General features: G+C 69.0%; 23 protein-coding genes and 1 tRNA gene. 16 read left to right on the plus strand and 8 right to left on the minus strand.

Features of this window, described 5'->3' with window-relative positions; genetic code table 11:
* Positions 1-56 precede the first annotated feature (56 nt).
* The 9 genes from EFL95_RS06455 to EFL95_RS06495 all read left to right on the plus strand — a co-directional run bounded on the left by EFL95_RS06455 (position 57) and on the right by EFL95_RS06495 (position 6,407).
* Entirely contained in the window at positions 57-941 is an 885-nt protein-coding gene (locus EFL95_RS06455) for an HAD family acid phosphatase (protein ID WP_148044996.1), read from the plus strand.
* Between the two features lie 74 nt (positions 942-1,015).
* Positions 1,016-1,453, plus strand: coding sequence for a M67 family metallopeptidase (locus tag EFL95_RS06460; protein ID WP_123233222.1), 438 nt, complete (start codon positions 1,016-1,018; stop codon positions 1,451-1,453).
* A 9-nt stretch (positions 1,454-1,462) separates the two neighbouring features.
* Entirely contained in the window at positions 1,463-1,735 is a 273-nt protein-coding gene (locus tag EFL95_RS06465) for a MoaD/ThiS family protein (RefSeq protein WP_123233223.1), read from the plus strand.
* Between the two features lies 1 nt (position 1,736).
* On the plus strand, positions 1,737-2,684 hold the full coding sequence (locus EFL95_RS06470) for a PLP-dependent cysteine synthase family protein (RefSeq protein WP_123233224.1): 948 nt from the start codon (positions 1,737-1,739) through the stop codon (positions 2,682-2,684).
* A complete protein-coding gene (locus tag EFL95_RS06475; protein WP_123233225.1) occupies positions 2,681-3,040 on the plus strand; it encodes a hypothetical protein in 360 nt (119 codons plus the stop codon). Before EFL95_RS06470 ends, EFL95_RS06475 begins: the two co-directional genes overlap by 4 nt.
* Positions 3,033-3,434 (plus strand): hypothetical protein, encoded by a 402-nt coding sequence (locus EFL95_RS06480; RefSeq protein WP_123233226.1) that lies wholly within the window; start codon positions 3,033-3,035, stop codon positions 3,432-3,434. The genes EFL95_RS06475 and EFL95_RS06480 overlap by 8 nt, the downstream gene beginning before the upstream one ends.
* Positions 3,435-3,544: 110 nt before the next feature.
* On the plus strand, positions 3,545-4,762 hold the full coding sequence (locus EFL95_RS06485) for an MFS transporter (RefSeq protein ID WP_246004829.1): 1,218 nt from the start codon (positions 3,545-3,547) through the stop codon (positions 4,760-4,762).
* Between the two features lie 50 nt (positions 4,763-4,812).
* Complete coding sequence (murI, locus tag EFL95_RS06490; RefSeq protein ID WP_123233227.1) at positions 4,813-5,652, plus strand: glutamate racemase; 840 nt, start codon at positions 4,813-4,815, stop codon at positions 5,650-5,652.
* Positions 5,649-6,407, plus strand: a complete 759-nt coding sequence (locus EFL95_RS06495; RefSeq protein WP_123233228.1) for an MBL fold metallo-hydrolase — start codon at positions 5,649-5,651, stop codon at positions 6,405-6,407. Before murI ends, EFL95_RS06495 begins: the two co-directional genes overlap by 4 nt.
* A gap of 47 nt (positions 6,408-6,454) precedes the next feature.
* Here the strand turns inward: EFL95_RS06495 and EFL95_RS06500 are convergent, their stop codons facing one another.
* Entirely contained in the window at positions 6,455-7,114 is a 660-nt protein-coding gene (locus EFL95_RS06500) for a response regulator (protein WP_123233229.1), read from the minus strand.
* A gap of 7 nt (positions 7,115-7,121) precedes the next feature.
* Entirely contained in the window at positions 7,122-8,294 is a 1,173-nt protein-coding gene (locus EFL95_RS06505) for a sensor histidine kinase (protein ID WP_123234827.1), read from the minus strand.
* 131 nt (positions 8,295-8,425) lie between these two features.
* On the opposite strand from EFL95_RS06505, the gene EFL95_RS06510 reads away from it, so the two are divergent.
* From EFL95_RS06510 to rdgB, 4 genes are all read left to right on the plus strand, one after another.
* Entirely contained in the window at positions 8,426-9,340 is a 915-nt protein-coding gene (locus EFL95_RS06510) for an ABC transporter ATP-binding protein (RefSeq protein WP_123234828.1), read from the plus strand.
* Positions 9,337-10,119 (plus strand): ABC transporter permease subunit, encoded by a 783-nt coding sequence (locus tag EFL95_RS06515; RefSeq protein ID WP_123233230.1) that lies wholly within the window; start codon positions 9,337-9,339, stop codon positions 10,117-10,119. The genes EFL95_RS06510 and EFL95_RS06515 overlap by 4 nt, the downstream gene beginning before the upstream one ends.
* A gap of 98 nt (positions 10,120-10,217) precedes the next feature.
* A complete protein-coding gene (rph, locus tag EFL95_RS06520) occupies positions 10,218-10,946 on the plus strand; it encodes a ribonuclease PH (protein WP_123233231.1) in 729 nt (242 codons plus the stop codon).
* Complete coding sequence (gene rdgB / locus EFL95_RS06525; protein WP_123233232.1) at positions 10,939-11,556, plus strand: RdgB/HAM1 family non-canonical purine NTP pyrophosphatase; 618 nt, start codon at positions 10,939-10,941, stop codon at positions 11,554-11,556. The genes rph and rdgB overlap by 8 nt, the downstream gene beginning before the upstream one ends.
* Position 11,557: 1 nt before the next feature.
* Here the strand turns inward: rdgB and EFL95_RS06530 are convergent.
* Both EFL95_RS06530 and EFL95_RS06535 read right to left on the minus strand, forming a co-directional pair.
* Positions 11,558-11,638 (minus strand) — tRNA-Leu (locus EFL95_RS06530).
* Between the two features lie 12 nt (positions 11,639-11,650).
* Positions 11,651-12,115 carry an HNH endonuclease signature motif containing protein gene (locus EFL95_RS06535; protein WP_221176342.1) on the minus strand — a complete coding sequence of 155 codons (465 nt, stop codon included), beginning with the start codon at positions 12,113-12,115 and terminating at the stop codon, positions 11,651-11,653.
* 155 nt (positions 12,116-12,270) lie between these two features.
* Between EFL95_RS06535 and EFL95_RS19435 the strand changes: the two genes are divergently transcribed.
* On the plus strand, positions 12,271-12,426 hold the full coding sequence (locus EFL95_RS19435) for a hypothetical protein (RefSeq protein ID WP_183407066.1): 156 nt from the start codon (positions 12,271-12,273) through the stop codon (positions 12,424-12,426).
* Position 12,427: 1 nt separating this feature from the next.
* On the opposite strand, the gene bcp is transcribed toward EFL95_RS19435, so the two are convergent.
* Positions 12,428-12,901 carry a thioredoxin-dependent thiol peroxidase gene (gene bcp, locus EFL95_RS06540; RefSeq protein ID WP_123234829.1) on the minus strand — a complete coding sequence of 158 codons (474 nt, stop codon included), beginning with the start codon at positions 12,899-12,901 and terminating at the stop codon, positions 12,428-12,430.
* A gap of 48 nt (positions 12,902-12,949) precedes the next feature.
* On the opposite strand from bcp, the gene EFL95_RS06545 reads away from it, so the two are divergent.
* Both EFL95_RS06545 and EFL95_RS06550 read left to right on the plus strand, forming a co-directional pair.
* The gene (locus EFL95_RS06545) at positions 12,950-13,195 is read left to right on the plus strand and encodes a DUF3618 domain-containing protein (RefSeq protein WP_246004830.1); all 246 of its coding nucleotides are present in this window, start codon (positions 12,950-12,952) and stop codon (positions 13,193-13,195) included.
* Between the two features lie 58 nt (positions 13,196-13,253).
* Entirely contained in the window at positions 13,254-13,553 is a 300-nt protein-coding gene (locus EFL95_RS06550) for a GroES family chaperonin (protein WP_123234830.1), read from the plus strand.
* Here the strand turns inward: EFL95_RS06550 and EFL95_RS06555 are convergent.
* From EFL95_RS06555 to EFL95_RS06565, 3 genes are all read right to left on the minus strand, one after another.
* Entirely contained in the window at positions 13,544-14,608 is a 1,065-nt protein-coding gene (locus EFL95_RS06555; protein ID WP_123233235.1) for a DNA adenine methylase, read from the minus strand. The two genes, EFL95_RS06550 and EFL95_RS06555, sit on opposite strands and share 10 nt — an antisense overlap.
* A 7-nt stretch (positions 14,609-14,615) precedes the next feature.
* On the minus strand, positions 14,616-16,664 hold the full coding sequence (locus tag EFL95_RS06560; RefSeq protein ID WP_123233236.1) for an ATP-binding protein: 2,049 nt from the start codon (positions 16,662-16,664) through the stop codon (positions 14,616-14,618).
* A gap of 69 nt (positions 16,665-16,733) precedes the next feature.
* Positions 16,734-18,272 carry a hypothetical protein gene (locus EFL95_RS06565; protein WP_123233237.1) on the minus strand — a complete coding sequence of 513 codons (1,539 nt, stop codon included), beginning with the start codon at positions 18,270-18,272 and terminating at the stop codon, positions 16,734-16,736.
* Positions 18,273-18,578: the final 306 nt, after the last annotated feature.

An 18,578-nucleotide genomic window follows, 5' to 3' on the forward strand; every position in this document is an offset into this window, starting at 1 on the left:
CTGGGTATGAGAGCCACGGCTGATCGGAGCCGTTCCCCACTCTCTCGGAGGTCTCGTTGTTCGCTCGAGTCCGGATCGCCCAGGCGATCACACGCAATTCCCGACGTACGCTCACCGTGCTGGCGCTCGCCGGCGCCGCCCTCGGGCTGACCCTGACCGGGTCCGCCGTCGCGGGAGGCCACGTCGCGGTGCCCGCCCCGCCGGCCAGTCCCACCAGCGCGTCGCAGATCCAGAACATCGACCAGGTGAAGACCGCCATCAAGGGCTACTACGGCGACACCACCACCGCCCAGGTCGACCCGGTCGACAACAGCATCGACGGCGGCGACAAGGCGCTGCACACCTTCTCCTCGACCAGTGCGTACGTGAAGGAGATGGCGGGCATCGAGGCGCACGCCCAGGCCTACCTCGAGGACCCGTACCGCGGTCACCACCACCATCACCACGCGCACGGCCAGAAGGCGGTGCTGTTCGACGTCGACGACACCACGCTGAACACCTACAGCTACGAGATCTACAGCAACTTCGTCTACAACCCCACGACGAACGCTGCCTTCGTCAACGCGGGTGTGTTCCCAGCGGTGCCGGGGATGCCGGCGCTGGTCAGCTGGGCCCAGGACCACGGCTACACCGTGTTCTTCCTGACCGGTCGCCCCGAGTCCCAGCGCGCCGGGACCCAGGCCAACCTGCAGAGCGTCGGGTACCCGGCCGTCCCGAACGCGCAGCTGTACCTGAAGGACCTCAGTGCGCCCTGGCTCTCCAGCTGTGCGACCTCGACGCCGGTGTGCACCACGGTCCAGTACAAGTCGCTGACCCGGCAGCACATCGAGTCGATGGGCTACGACATCGTCGCCAACTTCGGTGACCAGTACAGCGACCTGACCGGCGGATTCGCCGACAAGACGTTCAAGGTCCCGAACCCGATGTACTTCCTGCCCTGACACCCCCACGGCAGCGCCGTCCGGAGCGTGGGCCTCGTGCCTCCCGGACGGCGCTGTCGCCTACGCTTGTCCACGTGTTGAGACTCGACCAGGCGACGTACGACGCCATCGTGGCGCACGCCAAGCGGGACCACCCGGACGAGGCGTGCGGCATCGTCGCCGGCCCCGAGGGGTCGGACGCGGCGACGCGGCACGTGCCGATGATCAACGCCGCCGGATCGCCGACCTTCTACGAGTTCGACTCCTCAGAGCTGCTCGCGCTCTACAAGGAGATGTGGGCCAAGGACGAGGAGCCGGTGGTGATCTACCACTCGCACACTGCGACCGAGGCCTACCCGAGCCGCACCGACATCGGGCTGGCCAACGAGCCAGGAGCGCACTATGTGCTCGTTTCCACACGGGAACATGGGAATAGTGACGGCCCGGTGGAGTTCAGGTCGTACAGAATCATCGACGGCGACGTGACCGAGGAACCGGTCGAGGTCGTTGAACAGCTGACGGAAAGCGCCTAGAGGAGCGACATGGCCATCGAGGTCCGGATCCCCACGATCCTGCGTACGTACACGAACGGCGAGAAGGCCGTCGACGCCGACGGCGCAACCCTGGCCGACCTGATCGCGAACCTGGACGGCAGCCACCCGGGCCTGGGCGACCGGCTGCTGGAGAACGGTGAGCTGCGCCGGTTCATCAACGTCTACGTCAACGACGAGGACGTGCGCTTCGAGGGCGGGCTCGCCAAGGAGCTCGCCGACGGCGACGTCGTCGTCATCCTTCCCGCGGTCGCCGGCGGCTGACGTGCGCTTCGACAGCCTGCTCGAGTCCGTCGGCGGTACGCCGCTGGTCGGGCTGCCCACGCTGTCGCCGAGCCCGGACGTGCGGATCTGGGCGAAGCTCGAGGACCGCAACCCGACCGGCTCGATCAAGGACCGTCCGGCCCTGAAGATGATCGAGCAGGGCGAGAAGGACGGACTGCTCCGTCCCGGCTGCACGATCCTGGAGCCGACCTCGGGCAACACCGGCATCTCGCTGGCGATGGCCGCGAAGATGAAGGGCTACCGCGCCGTCTTCGTGATGCCGGAGAACACCTCCGAGGAGCGCCGCCAGCTGCTGCGGATGTGGGGCGCCGAGATCTACTCCTCGCCCGCCGCCGGTGGCTCCAACGAGGCCGTCCGGGTCGCCAAGCAGATGGCGGCCGAGCACCCCGACTGGGTGATGCTCTACCAGTACGGCAACGCGGCGAACGCGCTCGCGCACGAGGAGGGCACCGGCCCGGAGATCCTCGCCGACCTCCCGGAGATCACCCACTTCGTGGCCGGTCTCGGGACCACCGGGACGCTGATGGGCGTCTCCCGCTACTTCCGCCAGGCCAAGCCGGACGTGAAGATCGTGGCGGCGGAGCCGCGCTACGGCGAGCTCGTCTACGGCCTGCGCAACCTCGACGAGGGCTTCGTCCCCGAGCTGTACGACGCCTCGCTGATCGACTCGCGCTTCTCGGTCGGCCCGCGTGACGCCGTACGCCGGGTGCGCGAGCTGCTCGAGTCCGAGGGCATCTTCGCCGGCATCTCGACCGGCGCGATCCTGCACGCCGCGCTGGGTCAGGCCGCCAAGGCGGTCAAGGCGGGGGAGCGCGCCGACATCGCGTTCGTGGTCGCCGACGGTGGCTGGAAGTACCTCTCGACCGGTGCCTACGAGGGCACCATCGACGAGGCGGAGGAGAAGCTCGAAGGCCAGCTCTGGGCATGAACGAGCTTCAGGTCGTCCTCTCGGTCCTGGCTGCCCTGGTGGCGCTGGTCCTGGTCTGGCACATCGTCCGTGACGAGCAGGTCACCAACGTCGGGTTCTTCGGCCTCGTCGCGCTCCAGGTGGGCCTGGTGGTCCAGCTGGTGTGGGGCGTGGTCCGGGTGGCCGACAACCACGACGGCGTCTCGGTGGCCGCCTACCTGGCCTACCTGATCGGCGCGCTGCTGATCCTGCCGGTGGCGTTCCTGTGGTCGGCCTCGGAGAAGAGCCGCAGCGGCACCGCGGTGCTGCTCGTCGGCGTGCTGGTGCTGCCGGTGCTGTTCCTGCGGCTGCACGACCTCTGGTCGGCCCATGTCTGAGAAGGCGGGCCGGGCGGCGACCAGCCGCGGTTTCGGCCGCGTCATCGTCTTCGTCTACGGCATCCTGGCGTTCGCCGCGAGCGGCCGGGCGACCTTCGAGCTGACCACCAAGTTCAGCGACGCGCCGTTCCCGTACTCGCTCTCGATCCTGGCCGCCGTGATCTACGTCGTCGCCACCTGGGCGCTGGCCACCGGGCGGCGCCGGATCGCGCTGGCGACCGTCTCCTTCGAGCTGCTCGGGGTGCTGGCGGTGGGCCTGAGCAGCCTGCTCGCCACCGACAAGTTCCCCGAGGCCAGCGTCTGGTCGGACTTCGGAGCCGGCTACGGCTGGGTGCCGCTGGTGCTGCCGATGGTCGGCCTGTGGTGGCTCTACCGGACCCGCCGCGTCGGTTGAGGAGGTTGCGCTGCAACCGTCCCGAAACCCGGTCGCCGGAATGAACCCGGGTCGCCGAGACTTGTCCTGTGGTGAGCAGTGACGTGACGGCCCAGCCGACCGATTCGACCGTGACGGTTGAGCCTGTCGAAACCCGTGCCGAAACCCGGGCGACCCACGTCGGCCTCGCCATCACCGCCCTCGCGCTCGGCGGATTCGCGATCGGCACCACGGAGTTCGTGACCATGGGTCTGCTCCCGGAGATCGCGGACGGCATCCACCGCTCGATCCCGACGACCGGCCACATCATCTCGGCCTACGCGCTCGGGGTCGTGGTGGGCGCACCGGTGATCGTCTCGCTCGGCGCCCGCCTTCCGCGCCGCGGTCTGGCTGTCGCCCTGGTGCTGGCGCTCGGGATCGGCAACGCGGTCACCGCGGTGGCGCACGGGTACAGCCAGGTGATGGTCGCCCGGTTCCTCGCCGGTCTCCCGCACGGCGCCTACTTCGGGGTCGCCTCGCTGATCGCGGCGTCGCTCGTTCCCGAGGACCGGCGCGGACGGGCCGTGAGCGGCGTGATGCTCGGCCTCTCGGTCGCGACGGTGGCCGGTGTCCCGGCGAGCACCTGGCTCGGCCAGGGTCTCGGCTGGCGCAGCGCCTACTGGGCCGTGCTCGGGATCACCGTGGTGACGATGGTCGGCATCCTGGCCTTCGTCCCGTCCTCGCCCGGCAACCGCAGCGCCACGATCCGCGGCGAGCTGACCGCGCTGACCAAGCCCCAGGTGCTGTTCGCCCTGGGCGCGGGGATGATCGGGTTCGGCGGCATCTTCGCGATGTACTCCTACGTCGCTCCGCTGGTCACCGATGTCGCGGACCTGTCGCGCTCGGCGATCCCGTGGTTCCTGCTCGCCTTCGGCATCGGCTCGGTCTTCGGGTCCTGGCTCGCCGGTCGACTGGCGGACTGGGACAACGTCCGTGCGATCGTGGTCGGCTTCCTCGCCATCGTCGGGGTACTGCTCGCCGTCGTCGCGGTGGCGGGCTTCCCCCTCGCGCTGTGGCTGATGGTCCTCGGAGTCGGTGTGCTCGGCTCGGTGCTGGCGATCAACCTGCAGATCCGGCTGATGCACTCGGCGGGGGACGCCGAGATGCTCGGGGCGGCCCTGAACCACTCCGCGCTCAACATCGCGAACGGCCTGGGCGCCTGGCTCGGGGCCGTGGTGATCGCGGACGGCCACGGCTACCGCGCGCCGAGCCTGGTCGGGGCCGGGCTCGCAGGTCTGGGCCTGCTGGTGTTCCTGCTCGGCCTGACGCGGACCGCGAAAAGTGTGCCCCAGGGAACAAGCGGGACGTGATGTGGGTCGCGGTCGTCCCCAAAACGGACGATCACCACTAGCCTGTTCGCGTGGCGGACTCACCCATCGGCATCTTCGACTCGGGGTTTGGTGGTCTCACCGTGGCCCGGGCGGTGATCGACCAGCTTCCGGACGAGTCCGTCCTCTACCTGGGTGACACCGCGCGCCAGCCGTACGGGCCCAAGCCGATCGGCGAGGTCCGCGAGTACGCCCTGGAATGTCTTGACCACCTGGTCGACGTCGGCGTGAAGATGCTGGTCATCGCGTGCAACTCCGCCAGCGCGGCCATGCTCCGCGACGCCCGCGAGCGGTACGACGTACCGGTCGTCGAGGTGATCCTGCCCGCCACCCGGCGCGCGGTCGCGGCCACGCACAGCGGTCGGATCGGCGTGATCTGCACCCGCGCCACCGCCGAGTCGCAGGCCTACGACGACGCGTTCGCCGCCGCCCCGCACGTCACCCTGACCACCCAGGCCTGCCCGCGGTTCGTCGAGTTCGTCGAGAACGGCGTGACCGGCGGTTCTGAGCTCATCGAGGTCGCCCACGAGTACCTCGACCCGCTCGTCGAGGCCGGTGTCGACACCCTGGTCCTGGGCTGCACCCACTACCCGTTGCTGACCGGTGTCATCTCCTACGTCATGGGCGAGGACGTCACCTTGGTGAGCAGTGCGGAGGAGTGCGCGAAGGACGTCTACCGCACGCTGACCTCGCGCGGCCTTGAGCGCGCTGCCGGCGGAACGCCTCCGGCGCACCAGTTCCTGACCACCGGGCAGCCTGGTGAGTTCGCCACCATCGGTCGCCGGTTCCTCGGTCCCGAGCTTCAGAGCGTCTCCCAGTACGCCGGGGGCTCGCCGAGCGCCTGGACCGCTGCCCAGGTGGTGAACCTGTGAGGCTGACCGTGATCGGGGCCTCCGGGTCCTACCCGGGCCCGGACTCGCCCGCGAGCTGCTACCTGCTGGAGTCCGACTTCGAGGGTCGCAACTACCGGATGCTCATCGACATGGGCAGCGGCGCGCTCGGCGTGCTGCACCAGTACATCGACCCGACCACGGTCGAGGCGGTGGTGCTCTCGCACCTGCACGCCGACCACTGCCTGGACCTGACCGGCTTCTACGTGCTGCGTCGCTACCACCCGAACGGGCACTGCCCGAAGATCCCGGTCTGGGGTCCGGAGGACACCGACCGGCGGATGGCCAAGGCCTACGACCTCGACGAGGACCCGGGGATGAACGAGGAGTTCGACTTCATCGTCTACCCCGATGCCCCGTTCACGGTGGGCCCGTTCACGATCACCGCCCGCCGCGTGGCGCACCCGGTGACGGCGTACGGGCTGCGGATCGAGGCGGACGGCAAGGTGCTGGCCTACTCGGGCGACACCGGGACCTGCGACGCCCTGGTCGAGACTGCGCGCGACGCCGACTTCTTCCTCTGCGAGGCCTCGTTCCTCGAGGGCGCGGACAACCCGCCGGACCTGCACCTGACCGGCGCCGAAGCCGGCACGATGGCCAGCCAGGCGGGTGCCAAGCGCCTCGTGATCACGCACGTGCCGCCGTGGCACGACTGCGCGGTGATGCTCGAGGAGTCGCACCTAACCTGGGACGGCCCGGTCGAGCTCGCGGTCCCGGGCAAGACCTACGACATCTGATGCTCGCTGGTTGAGCCAGTCGAAACCTGGTGCCGGACGCGCGCAGACTAGGCCAGCCCGGCGTCGTGCACGCACAACGCGATCTGCACCCGGTTCTCGACCTCGAGCTTGGTGAACAGCCGGCCGATGTGCGCCTTCACGGTCGGCACGCTCAGGTAGAGCTCGGCGGCGATCTCGGCGTTGCTCAGACCGCGACCGACCGCGAGGGCGACCTCGTGCTCGCGCTCGGTGAGGCGCCCCATCCGGGCGAGGGCGTCGCTGCGGTCCGGTGACTGGTGGGTCGTGACCTGCTGGATGAGTGTCGAGGTGACGCTGGGGGAGAGCATCGGCTCGCCGTCGGCGACCTTGTGGATCGCCTCGACGATCTGCTCGGGCGGGGTGTCCTTGAGCAGGAACCCGCTCGCGCCCGCGGCCAGCGCGCGGAGCACGTAGTCGTCGGCGTCGAAGGTGGTCAGCACGATCACCGCGGGCGGCGCCTCCCGGGCCACGAGCGCGGTGGTGGCCTCGATCCCGTCCATCAGCGGCATCCGGATGTCCATCAGCACCACGTCCGGTCGGTGGTGCTCGACCACCTCGAGCCCGGCGAGCCCGTCGCCGGCCTGGCCGACCACCTCGATCTCGCGGCTGCCGCCGAGGATCATCGCCAGCCCGCTACGGACCAGCGGGTCGTCATCGACGATGACGACCTTGATCGGGCTCTCGCTCACCCTGCACTCATCCTTGGCTCCCCGGGCTCCACGGGAGCCAGCCTCGCAGGGTGAAGGTCGCGCTGTCCTGCACCACCGCCAGCGAGCCGCCGGCGAGCTCGGCGCGCTCGCGCAGGCCGACCAGGCCGAGGCCGGCACCGGGAGTGGTCGGCATGCCCTGGACGCCGACGCGGCGGGCGTTGCTGACGCTGACCGTGACGCCGTCGTCCGGGCTCCCGGTCACGCGGACCGCGACGTGGGCGCCGATCGCGTGCTTGCGGGCGTTGGTCAGCGCCTCCTGGACGATCCGGTAGACGGTGCGGCCGGTCTGCTCGGCCGGCGCCTCCGGGCCGGTCTCGTCGGCGAAGTCGACGGTCATCCCGCTCGTGGTCGCTTCCTCGACCAGCTCGCCGAGGTCGGAGAGCGTCGGTTGCGGTCGGTCGCCGTGCTCGGTGCCGCGCAGCACGCCCAGCACCTGGCGCAGGTCGGCCAGCGCTTCGTGCGCCTTGGTCTGGATCAGCTCGGCGGTCTCGCGCACCTGCTCGGGCGGGAGGTCGGTGCGGTAGGCGAGGGCGCCGGCGTGCATCGTGACGAGCGAGATCCGGTGGGCGAGGACGTCGTGCATCTCCCGGGCGATCCGTTCGCGCTCCGCGGACCGCGCCTGCTCCACGCGCAGGCCCTGCTCGGCCTCGGCGTCGATCGCGCGTTGCTTCAGCGTCCAGACCAGCTCGAGGCGGGATCCGATGTACATGCCGAAGGCGACCACCGCGACGGTGACCACCAGCGTGAACGCGAAGTTCACCCACGCCGGGCTGGAGTCCTTCGAAGGGTCGTAGAGCGCATAGACCTGGGTGGCCAGCACGTTGGTCAGGGCGATCGGAACGATCTGTCGCAGGTTGCGGCGACGGCAGAGGGACACCACGGCCCAGACGCCGGGGCCCGCCGAGGACATCGAGAAGAACCCGAAGGCGGTGAGGATGAGTGCCACCGGGTAGGGCCAACGACGCCGGTAGCGCACGAGGACGAACGAGACGATCCCGCCCGCCAGGTCGACCCAGAACCAGACCTGGTTGCCGTTCCACTGGTGGTACGCGATGTTTCCCCAGGCTAGGCCCGAGATGACCAGCGCGAGCAGGACGCGCCAGACCCGACTCCACCGCGACAGCGGCTGGTCGTAGATCTCCGGCGTTGCTTCCTGCACCACCCCAGGCTAGGGATCCTGTACGGTCCGCGACCAGCGACCGGGGTTCCGAGCACCCCCTACTTTCGTCTACCCCAGATCGAGCCCGCGGTCCGATGTATTCGGTTGCGCTGATCGGCGAGGCTGGACCCATGATCAAACTCGAAGGTGTGACCAAGAGGTACGGCGACTACACCGCCGTCGACGACGTGTCCTTCGTGGCTCAGCCCGGTCGGGTGACCGGTTTTCTCGGGCCCAACGGCGCCGGCAAGTCGACCAGCATGCGGATCATGGTCGGGCTCACGCCCCCGGACCGCGGCACGGCGACCATCGGCGGCTTGAAGTACCACGACATCCCCAACCCCGGCCTGCACGTCGGTGTCCTCTTGGACGCCTCGGCCCAGCACGCGGGCCGGACCGGCCGAGAGGTGCTGGCGCTCTCCGCCCTGACCATGGGCCTGAAGGAGAAGCGCGTCGACGAGATGCTCGAGCTCGTGGGCCTCACCGAGAGCGAGTCCAAGCGCCGGGTGCGCAACTACTCGCTCGGCATGCGCCAGCGCCTCGGTATCGCGAACGCGCTGATCGGCGACCCGTCGGTGCTGATCCTCGACGAGCCTGCCAACGGTCTCGACCCGGCCGGCATCCACTGGATGCGGACCCTGCTGCGCGGCTACGCCGAGCGCGGCGGCACGGTGCTGCTGTCCTCGCACCTGCTGCACGAGGTCGAGATGATCGCCGACGACATGGTGCTCATCGGTCGCGGCAAGATCGTCAAGCAGGGCACCAAGGCCGAGCTGCTGCAGACCGCGGGCACCTTCGTGAAGCCGGAGTCGCCGGAGAAGCTCACCGCCGCCCTCGCCGAGGCCGGCATCAAGGCGCTGCCGTCCGGTGACGGCGGCTTCCGTGCCGAGTGCGACCCGATCGTCGTCGGCCGTGCGGCTGCGGCCGCCGGAGTCGTGCTGGCCGAGCTGCGGCCCGCCGAGGGTGCCGGCCTGGAGGAGATGTTCCTCGAGCTCACCGCCGACGACGCGCGCGAGTCCATCAACACCCAAGGAGTTTCCGCATGAGCACCGCAACCGCCCCGTACGGCGCGAAGCTAGACGTCTCGCGCACGCCGCGCGTGCCGATGAGCCGGCTGATCAAGGTCGAGCTGCGCAAGATGACCGACACCCGGTCGGGATTCTGGCTGATGGTCACGATGGGTGGTGTCGCGGTCATCGCGAGCACGATCTTCGGGATCTTCGGCCACGACCAGGACCGGACCTTCTACAACTTCATGCAGTTCTCCGGAGCCCCGCAGGGCTTCCTGCTGCCGGTGCTCGGCATCCTGCTGGTCACCCAGGAGTGGAGCCAGCGCACCGGGATGGTGACGTTCGCCCTCGAGCCGCACCGCGGTCGAGTCCTCTGGGCGAAGGTTCTCGGCGCCCTGCTGGTCGGTGTCGCTGCGTTCGCGATCGCCGTCGCGGTCGCGTTCCTCGCGACCACGGTCTTCGGCGGGCACGACCCGTACCGCGACTTCGGCGGGATCGACATCGTGAAGTTCGGGATCCTCCAGGTCACCGGGATCCTCCAGGGTCTGGCCTTCGGTCTGCTGCTGCTGAACTCGGCGGCCGCGATCGTGCTGTACTTCGTGGTCCCGACGGTGTTCTCGATCCTGTTCAACGTGATCCCGGCCCTCCAGGACTCGGCTCCGTGGATCGACTTCGGCACCGCGCAGGGTCCGCTGGGCGACACCGGCAACCTGACCGGGACCGAGTGGACCCAGCTGGCAGTCACGGCGACGATCTGGGTGATCCTGCCGTTCCTCGCCGGCCTGTGGCGGGTGCTGCGAGCCGAGGTCAAGTAGCTCCTCGCCCTGAGCGTTCCCGGACGCCTTCTCAGCCGACGCCGGTGTCCTCCCTCCCGAGGACGCCGGCGTCGGTGCGTCTGCGTAGGGTTCTGCCCATGACCCGAGCAGACGGCCGTGCCGACGACGAACTCCGCCCGATCACGTTCACCCGGAACTGGCAGGACCACCCCGCCGGCTCGGTGCTGGTCGAGTTCGGCCGGACCAAGGTGCTCTGCGCCGCGTCCGCCTCGGTCGGCGTCCCGCGCTGGCGCAAGGGCTCGGGCCTGGGCTGGGTCACCGCCGAGTACGCGATGCTCCCGTCGGCCACGAACACCCGGTCGGACCGCGAGTCGGTCAAGGGCCGCATCGGTGGTCGCACCCACGAGATCTCGCGCCTGATCGGCCGCTCGCTGCGCGCTGCGATCGACTACAAGGCGCTGGGGGAGAACACCATCGTCCTCGACTGCGACGTGCTCCAGGCCGACGGCGGTACCCGCACCGCGGCGATCACCGGCGCCTACGTCGCGCTTGCGGATGCCGTCGCCCACCTCAAGGCCGAGGGCGCGTTGGCCGGCGAGCCGCTGGTCTCTTCCGTCGCCGCCGTCTCGGTCGGGATCATCGACGGCGTTCCACGCCTCGACCTCCCCTACGAGGAGGACGTCCGCGCCGAGACCGACATGAACGTGGTGATGAACGGCGCGGGCGCCTTCATCGAGGTCCAGGGCACCGCCGAGGGCGCTCCGTTCTCGCGCACCGAGCTGGACGCTCTGCTCGCGCTGGCCGAGAAGGGCTGCGCGGACCTCACCCGGCTCCAGCACGAAGCGTTGGCGACCCCCGTTGGTTGAGCCTGTCGAAACCCAGGTCTTCCTGGCGTCGCGCAACGCCAAGAAGCTCATCGAGATGGAGCGCATCCTCGGTGAGGCGCTGCCGGGCGTGAAGGTGCTCGGGCTCGACGACGTGACCCCGTACGACGAGCCGGTCGAGGACCAGCCCGACTTCACCGGCAACGCGCTGCTCAAGGCACGGGTCGGCTTCGAGAAGACCGGCCTGCCGACGGTTGCCGACGACAGCGGGCTCTGCGTCGATGCGCTCAACGGGATGCCCGGCGTGCTCTCGGCTCGCTGGTCCGGTCTGCCCAAGAGCGACGACCGCAACAACCAGCTGCTGCTCGACCAGCTGCACGACGTCCCCGACGAGCGGCGCACGGCGTACTTCGTCAGCGTCGTCGCCTTCGTGCACGACGGCGGAGAGCTGGTCGTCGAGGGCCGGATGGACGGAAGCGTGATCCGCGAGGTCCGCGGCGCCGGCGGCTTCGGCTACGACGTGGTGTTCGTCGCGGACGACATGCCGGGCGTCACGACCGCCGAGCTGTCGAAGGACGACAAGGACGCCATCTCGCACCGCGGCAAGGCGCTGCGTGAACTGGCGCCCCAGGTCGCCGCAATCCTGGGCTGAGTGCCGAAGAGGGGAGTCGAACCCCTATACCCGAAGGCACAACGTCCTAAGCGTTGCGTGTATACCGTTCCACCACTTCGGCTCGGGCTCGAGTCTATGCGGCGCTGCCGTCTGGCGGCTTGAGGGTGTTGAACAGGGCGAGCTGGCCCGTCTGGTTCACGTACTTGCCGCGGGTCCGACCTGAAAAGTTGTCTGTCTGTGTGTGGCAGTTCGGACAGAGGAAACGCAGATTCCATTCCTCGTTGTTGTGGTAATCGCCGTCGATGTGGTCGACCTCTAGGCGGAGCGGGGCGCCCTGCCAGGTCCCGTCAATGCCGCAGAGAGCGCATCGGTAGGGGCGGCCAGACTCTCTGAGAGCTCGGTGCAGCAGGTGCGGCTTCTGGCGGTTTGAACCTGGTGTCAGCCGGACGAGGATCTGCTCGGGCTTCAGCCGACGCTTGTGGCTGTCGTTGGTGCGCTTCCAAGCGCCGAAATGAGATGTGTCTATCTCGAATGCCTTGATAGTTCGACTGATGTGCGCGTGCGTTCCGCCGGCTTGGTTGAGCCCGAGTCGGCGCAAGACGTCTGCTACCGACGATGACCGAGCGACGACGTCCTCAAGCAGTTCTCGCGTGTACTTTCTACGACTCCCCGTCATGTAACGACGTTATAGGCGAGCGTCGACATTCCGACTCGAGACCTCGGTCCCGCCCGTGCGCTGGCTATCGTTGCGGAGTGGGCCGCGGCAGGAACATCCTCGGAGACTTCGCTGTCGGAGGGGTGTTTGTCGGCGTGGTCTTCATGTGCGTGACGATCTTCGGCGTCATCGCACTCTTCTTCGGAGTCCTGACGGGCATCCTGGATTTCCCGATGCCCATCCCCGGCAGGTAGGTCAGGCGTCGAGCCCGAGGTCCCGGCGCAGCTTGGCGACGTGACCGGTTGCCTTGACGTTGTACTGGGCGACCTCGACCTTGCCCTTCTCGTCGACCACGAACGTCGAGCGGATGACGCCCTCGACGACCTTGCCGTAGAGCTTCTTCTCACCGAAGGCGCCGTAGGACTGCATGACCTTCTTGTCGGCGTCCGAGGCCAGCGCGATGGTCAGGTGGTCGCGCTCCCGGAACTTCGCGAGCCTCGTAGGCGTGTCAGGTGAGATGCCGACGACCGTGTAGCCGGCGGACGTGAGCGAGGCGATGTTGTCGGTGAAGTCGCAGGCCTGCTTGGTGCAGCCGGGGGTCATCGCGGCCGGGTAGAAGTACACGATGACCTTGCCGCCACGGAGGTCCTTGAGGCGGATCTTCCCGCCGTCGTCGGTGGGGAGCTCGAAGTCGGGAGCGGCATCGCCGGGCGCAAGACGGGTAGTCATGACCACACGGTAACGTTCCCCTCGCAGGCACCGAGACGAGGAGTGGTCGTGGCAGACAGGAACCTGAGCTCGATCGAGAGCGACATCGAGCAGACGCGTGCGCGGCTGGCCTCGACGATCGACCAGCTCGCCTACCGGACCAGCCCGAAGACCATCGCCAAGCGCGAGGTGAACTCGATCAAGGGCTTCTTCGTCGACGCCAACGGCCCGCGCACCGACAACATCATCAAGGTCGCCGGCGGCGTGGTCGGGTTCGTCGTCGTCTTCTCGCTGATCCGCAAGATCGCCAAGTAACACCCTCGTGAGCAAGCGCACCACCAAGCAGGCGGAGGGGGAGAAGCTCCCGATCCGGATGCTGCACGACCGGGTCCTGGTCGTGCTCGACCGGGAGGCCGGTGAGCGGAAGTCCAGCGGCGGCATCCTCATCCCCGCCACCGCGGCCATGGGCGGCAAGCGCCTGAGCTGGTGCCGCGTCGTCGGTATCGGGTCGCTGGTCCGCTCGGTCCAGGTCGACGACCGGGTGCTGTTCGACCCCGAGGACAAGGCCGAGGTCGAGGTGCACGGCGAGATCTACGTGGTGCTGCGTGAACGCGACCTGCACGCGGTCGCCGCAGACCGTTTGGGCGACAGCCCGACCGGCCTCTACCTCTGAGCCAGCGCTGACGGTGCCGCCGTCGCGGCGGCGACCTTCTCCTTCGGTCCGGCCACGAACACCAGCTCGGTGTTGCGCAGCTTCTTGACCTCGCCGACCTTCTCCCCAGCACCGTTGAAGATGCCGATCTGCGCGCCGACGTACCGCTTGGCGTCGAAGGCCAGCACGCCGACCTCCTCGTGCCCGGCGTCGAGCAGCCAGGAGGTCATCTCCTCCGGGGTCACCCAGGACTCGTCGTTGTAGGAGACGACCACAGTCTCGGCGTTCACCGACGCGATCAGCTCGGCGAGCGCCTGCGGCATCTCGCGCTTGCGGTTGAACCGGCTCTTGGTGACGTCATCCCGGGCGTCGATGCGCTTGCACGCGATGCCGTAGTGCTCGGGGGCGTCCCATCGGACCAGGGTCTCCCAGACGTGGTAGTTCGTGAAGTACCGGTGCTGGTTGTACGGCGGGTCCAGGTAGGCCAGGTCGACCCTCGGAGTGCTGCGGGCTGTTTCGGCCGCATCGCCGACCACGGTGCGTCCCGGGCCGGCGATCAGCTGCGGCTCGCGCAGCGTCAGGTCCTCGTACGAGCGCGGCGCCCACGCCTTCAGATAGGCCATCTGCAGACCGGTCGTGGAGTCCACCCGGTCGGCGGCATCGAGGAGCGAGGTCAGCAGGATCGGGCGCAGCGGGCTGGCGGCGTACCGGGCCTCGATGTGGTCGCGGATCGCGTCGATCCGCATGCCGTTGTGCGGCTGGAAGTAGCGCGAGGCCTCGCAGAAGGTCTCGGTGACGTACCCGCGCACGCCAGGCAGAGCCGCCAGCTCGTCCAGCGCGGCTCGTACCTCGGTGGGGTCGACGCAGTCGGCGTCGGTGGCGATGTAGCAGTCGGAGAACACCCCCGAGTACGACGCGACGTCGGCCGCCGTGACGAACAGGCCGCGGCTCTTCAGCTCCTGGGCGACCCGGGTCGTGCCGGTGAACAGGTCGAGCGCGGTACTCGCCCCGACGGCCTGGGCGATGTCGCCCAGCACGCCGACCAGCAGCCGCTTGGAGCCGAGGTACTTGATCACGCCGGCCTCATCGAGCAGCCGCTGCTTCCTGGCGCGGGAACTCGACCCGGAACGTCGAGCCCTGGCCGTGCACCGAGCTGGCGCTGATCTTGCCGCCGTGCACCTCGGTGATCGCCTTGGCGATCGAGAGGCCGAGGCCTGACCCGGGGACATTGAGCTCATGGGCGTGCGAGGTTCGGAAGAAGCGGGTGAACAGCATCGAGCGGTCCTCCTCGCGGATGCCGATGCCGGTGTCCTGGACCTCGAGAACCGGCCCGCAGCCGTCGCGGGGACCGGCCAAGCGCACCGTGATCGTGCCGCCGTCCGGGGTGAACTTCACCGCGTTGGTGGCGAGGTTGATGACCAGTCGCTCGAGCTCGCCGTTGTCCCCGGTGATCGAGACCGGGTTCGCGGGCGCGTCCACCGCGAACGTCAGCTCGCGGTTCTCCAGGCCGGGTCTCACGATCTCGACGGCGCGCTGCACCACGCCAACCAGGTCGACCTGCCCGCGGCGCCGCCGCTGGTCGATGCTCTCCATGCTGGAGAGCGTCAGCAGGTCGTCGATCAGGGTGAGCAGGCGCCGAGCGTTCAGGTCGATACGGCTCATCGCGTCGGTCTGACCTGGCGTCGGCACTCCGTAGACGCCGTCCTGCATCAGCTCGAGGTAGCCGACGATGTTGGTCATCGGCGTGCGCAGCTCGTGGCTGACCGAGGACACGAACGCGTCCTTGACCTGGTCGACCTCGGTGAGCCGCTTCACCGCCCGGCGCTCGGTGTCCAGGGCCTTCTGGAGCGCGTTCTGGGCGTCGATGCGGTCGGTGATGTCGTCGGCGGTCGCGACGTACCCGACGAAGGCGCCGTGGTCGTCGGTGATCGGCGACAGGATCAAGGACAGCGTCCGCGGGATGCCGTCCTTGCGCACGAACTGCCACGTCCGCGCGGTACCCGGCGGCAGCTGGCCGGTCGCCCGCACGACCGAGACGTACGTCGGGTCGGTGCCGAGCTCACGGGCGTGGCGGGCGAGCTCGGCCTCGGTGTGGAACATCCGCGTCGACTGCCCGAAGACCTCCTCCGGGGCGTAGCCGAGGATCGCCTCCGCGCCGGGGCTGAACAGATTGATCCGGCCGAGCTCGTCGGTGCCGATGATCGCGATGCCGCGGGCGCTCTGCACCAGCCGCTCGCTGCGGGCGCGCTCGCGCAGCGCCTGGCTCGCACTCGCGCGCTGCATGGAGACCGCCATCGCGAACGGGATCGTGACCATCGCGCACGCGATCAGGAACGCCTGCTGGGGGAGGTGGTGCGCCTCGGGGTTGAGCCGGTCCATCAGGGCCGGGTCGGAGAACGGTCCGTAGCCGCTGTTGCTCAGCGTGCTGGAGATGATCCCGACGGTCAGCAGCTGGAGCAGCCCCTCGCGCATCGGCGCGCGGAAGGCGACCCAGCCCAGCAGCGGGATCACCAGGAACGCCAGGCTCGGCATCTCCCGCGGGATGAACGCCGCCGTGGTGACGCCGATGGTGAGGACCCACGCGGCGATCCGCTCCAGGTTGCCGTAGTAGACGGCGTTGGCGCCGCTGTAGGTCTTGAACAGACCGAGAAGGAGCGCCTCGCTCGCCAGGTGGGTGACGAACACGGCGATCGCGACGCGCCACGGCACCCCGAAGCTGTTGGCCGCCGACACGGCAGCGAAACCGCCGGCGCCGGTCAGCGCGCTGAGGGCGCAGGCGAAGAAGAAGCGGCCCAGGTCGTTCGGCTCGAGCAGCGACCAGCGTCGGGTCCACCCGAGGGTCAGCACCCGCTGGGCGACGATCGCCTCGATCGTGACCGCGACCGAGTACCCGAGGGAGACCCCGACCGGGTAGCCGCCGATGAGGAAGGTGATCGAGGTGAGCGTGGTGATGCCGGCGACGACGTACGGGGTGGCCCGGCGCGGGCTGATCACCAGGGCGCCCGAGGCCAGGCCGACCGGCCACATGAAGCCGGCGTGCCCACCGTCGGGCTGGGTGGCGACCGCGCTCAGGCCGAAGCCGAACATCAGAGTCAGGACTCCGGCCAGACGCAGGCCCAGAGTGCGGTTCAACAGGCCTCCTCGTCTCGACCTCAGGGCGCCACCCTATGCGGGTGGAGGCCTGCGAGTGGGCAGGTCCGGCTAACTGCCGTCGGCGATCCTGACCAGCCCGCCGAGGGTTCCCACGTACGCCGCGCCGTCCGGCCCGATGCTCACCGGGGCGTAGTTGTTGTTGAAGCCGAGGTTGCTGCCCACCAGCTTGGAGAACACCTGCTTTCCGGTGCGCAGGTCGAGTGCGGTGAAGAACCACGTCTCGGGCGCCAGCGCGTTCGGCAGCGGCAGAGCCTTCCAGGGCAGCTCGGCCGCGCTCGGGTGGGTGTAGGTGTAGAGCAGGCCGGTTGCGAGGTCGGCCTTGCTGACCACCGTCGGAACCCGCACCTGGTCGTTCTCCCAGGCGATGTGGCACCCGCCGTTGGCGTAGTCGACCGCGACCTTGACGACGCCGGGCTCGGTGTCGGGGGAGCGCAGGGTTACGTCCTTGGGGATCGGGCCCTCGTAGCCGTAGTTGTTCTCCGCGATCAGGCCGCCGGGCACCGAGACCAGGCTGTTCTCGTCGGAGCCGAGGTCGTCGGCGAAGATCGGCTGCTTGCACAGCACCGGACCCGGTCCGGCCTTGCCGCGACGGAAGACCAGGACGTTCATCTTCGGGTCGGCGTTGTCGGTGATCGCGATCGAGCCGCCGCCGGCGGCGGAGGCCGAGCCGATCAGTGTCGGTGTGGTGCCGCTGCCCTGGCTGACCTGGCCGGGCTTGACCCGTGAACCGTTGTCGTAGGGCTGGCGCCACGTCACGCTCGGCTGCCCGTTCTTCACGTCGAACCGGTACAGCGCCGCGGTCGAGACGATGAAGACGCCGCCAGACTCGTCCATGGCGAAGCTGTTCGCGATCGTCTCGCCGGTCGGCAGCGACATCGAGCGGACGACACCACCCGGGGTCACGAAGCCGACCTTGCCGGAGACGGTCACGAACCAGAGGTTGTTGTGCCAGTCCGGCAGCGCGGACTGGATGCCCGAGCCTTGGGCCACTGCGCTGACGTCGACGTCGCGGACCTTGGTCAGCGTGTTGCCGGAGACCTTGATAGTGAAGATGTGGCCGGTGAAGGTCGAGACCACCGCGCGATCGAGGTTGTCGAGGTAGAAGTACCCGCCGCCGGAGAAGTTCTGGAACGAGAACGATCCGACGTTCTTGCGCGCCGGCAGGTTGTACGACGCGATGGTGGCCAGCGTCGTCGGGTTCATCAGCCGCAGCGTCGCGCCGGTCGGGGAGACGCAGACCGTCACGATCCGGCCGAGCTTGTCGAAGGTGACCGAGCCGCAGTCGGCGACGAAGAGCGTGCTCTTGACCTTGAGGTTCTTGCCGATCGGCCCCGGCCGGTTGTAGGCGTCGGTCTGGTAGGCGTCGTTGTGCAGGTTGCTGCTGTCGTTGGCTGCCATGAACGGGTGCTGCGGCACGTGCTGGAGCGGCAGCGGCTGTGCCGTCGACGGCGCTCCGACGAACGGCTGGAGCAGCGCATCGCGCGGGTCCGACGGGATCGGGATCGCCGCGACGCCGAACGCCGAGGGGAGGGCCGTGGCGAGGCTGGCGGCGAGGAGCAGGGACAGCACGGTGAGGAGGCGGCGCATCAGGATCCTTCGGGAGGGAGTCTCGGGATATTAACGACTCACGTTGCTTCCCGGGTACGACGTCACCTTCGCGAGCTCGTGGCACAACCCTTGAACTGTGTCGGGGTCCCGTGCAGCTTCGAGCAATCGAGCGGTCTGGGTGGTGACGGCCACGGGGGGAGGCCTCCTCGAGGTGCCCCGTGAGGAGGAGGGCGATGGAGCGTGGGCCCCGACTCTGCGTGGATGACGAGGATGACTGCAGTTACCGCCACCGCGGTGGTCAGCAGGGCGATCGCAACCAGCTGGAGGATCGCGGTCCGGATCTGG

The sequence above is a fragment of the Nocardioides marmorisolisilvae genome (assembly GCF_003725775.1).
In the GTDB taxonomy this organism is placed as follows: Bacteria; Actinomycetota; Actinomycetes; order Propionibacteriales; family Nocardioidaceae; genus Marmoricola; species Marmoricola marmorisolisilvae.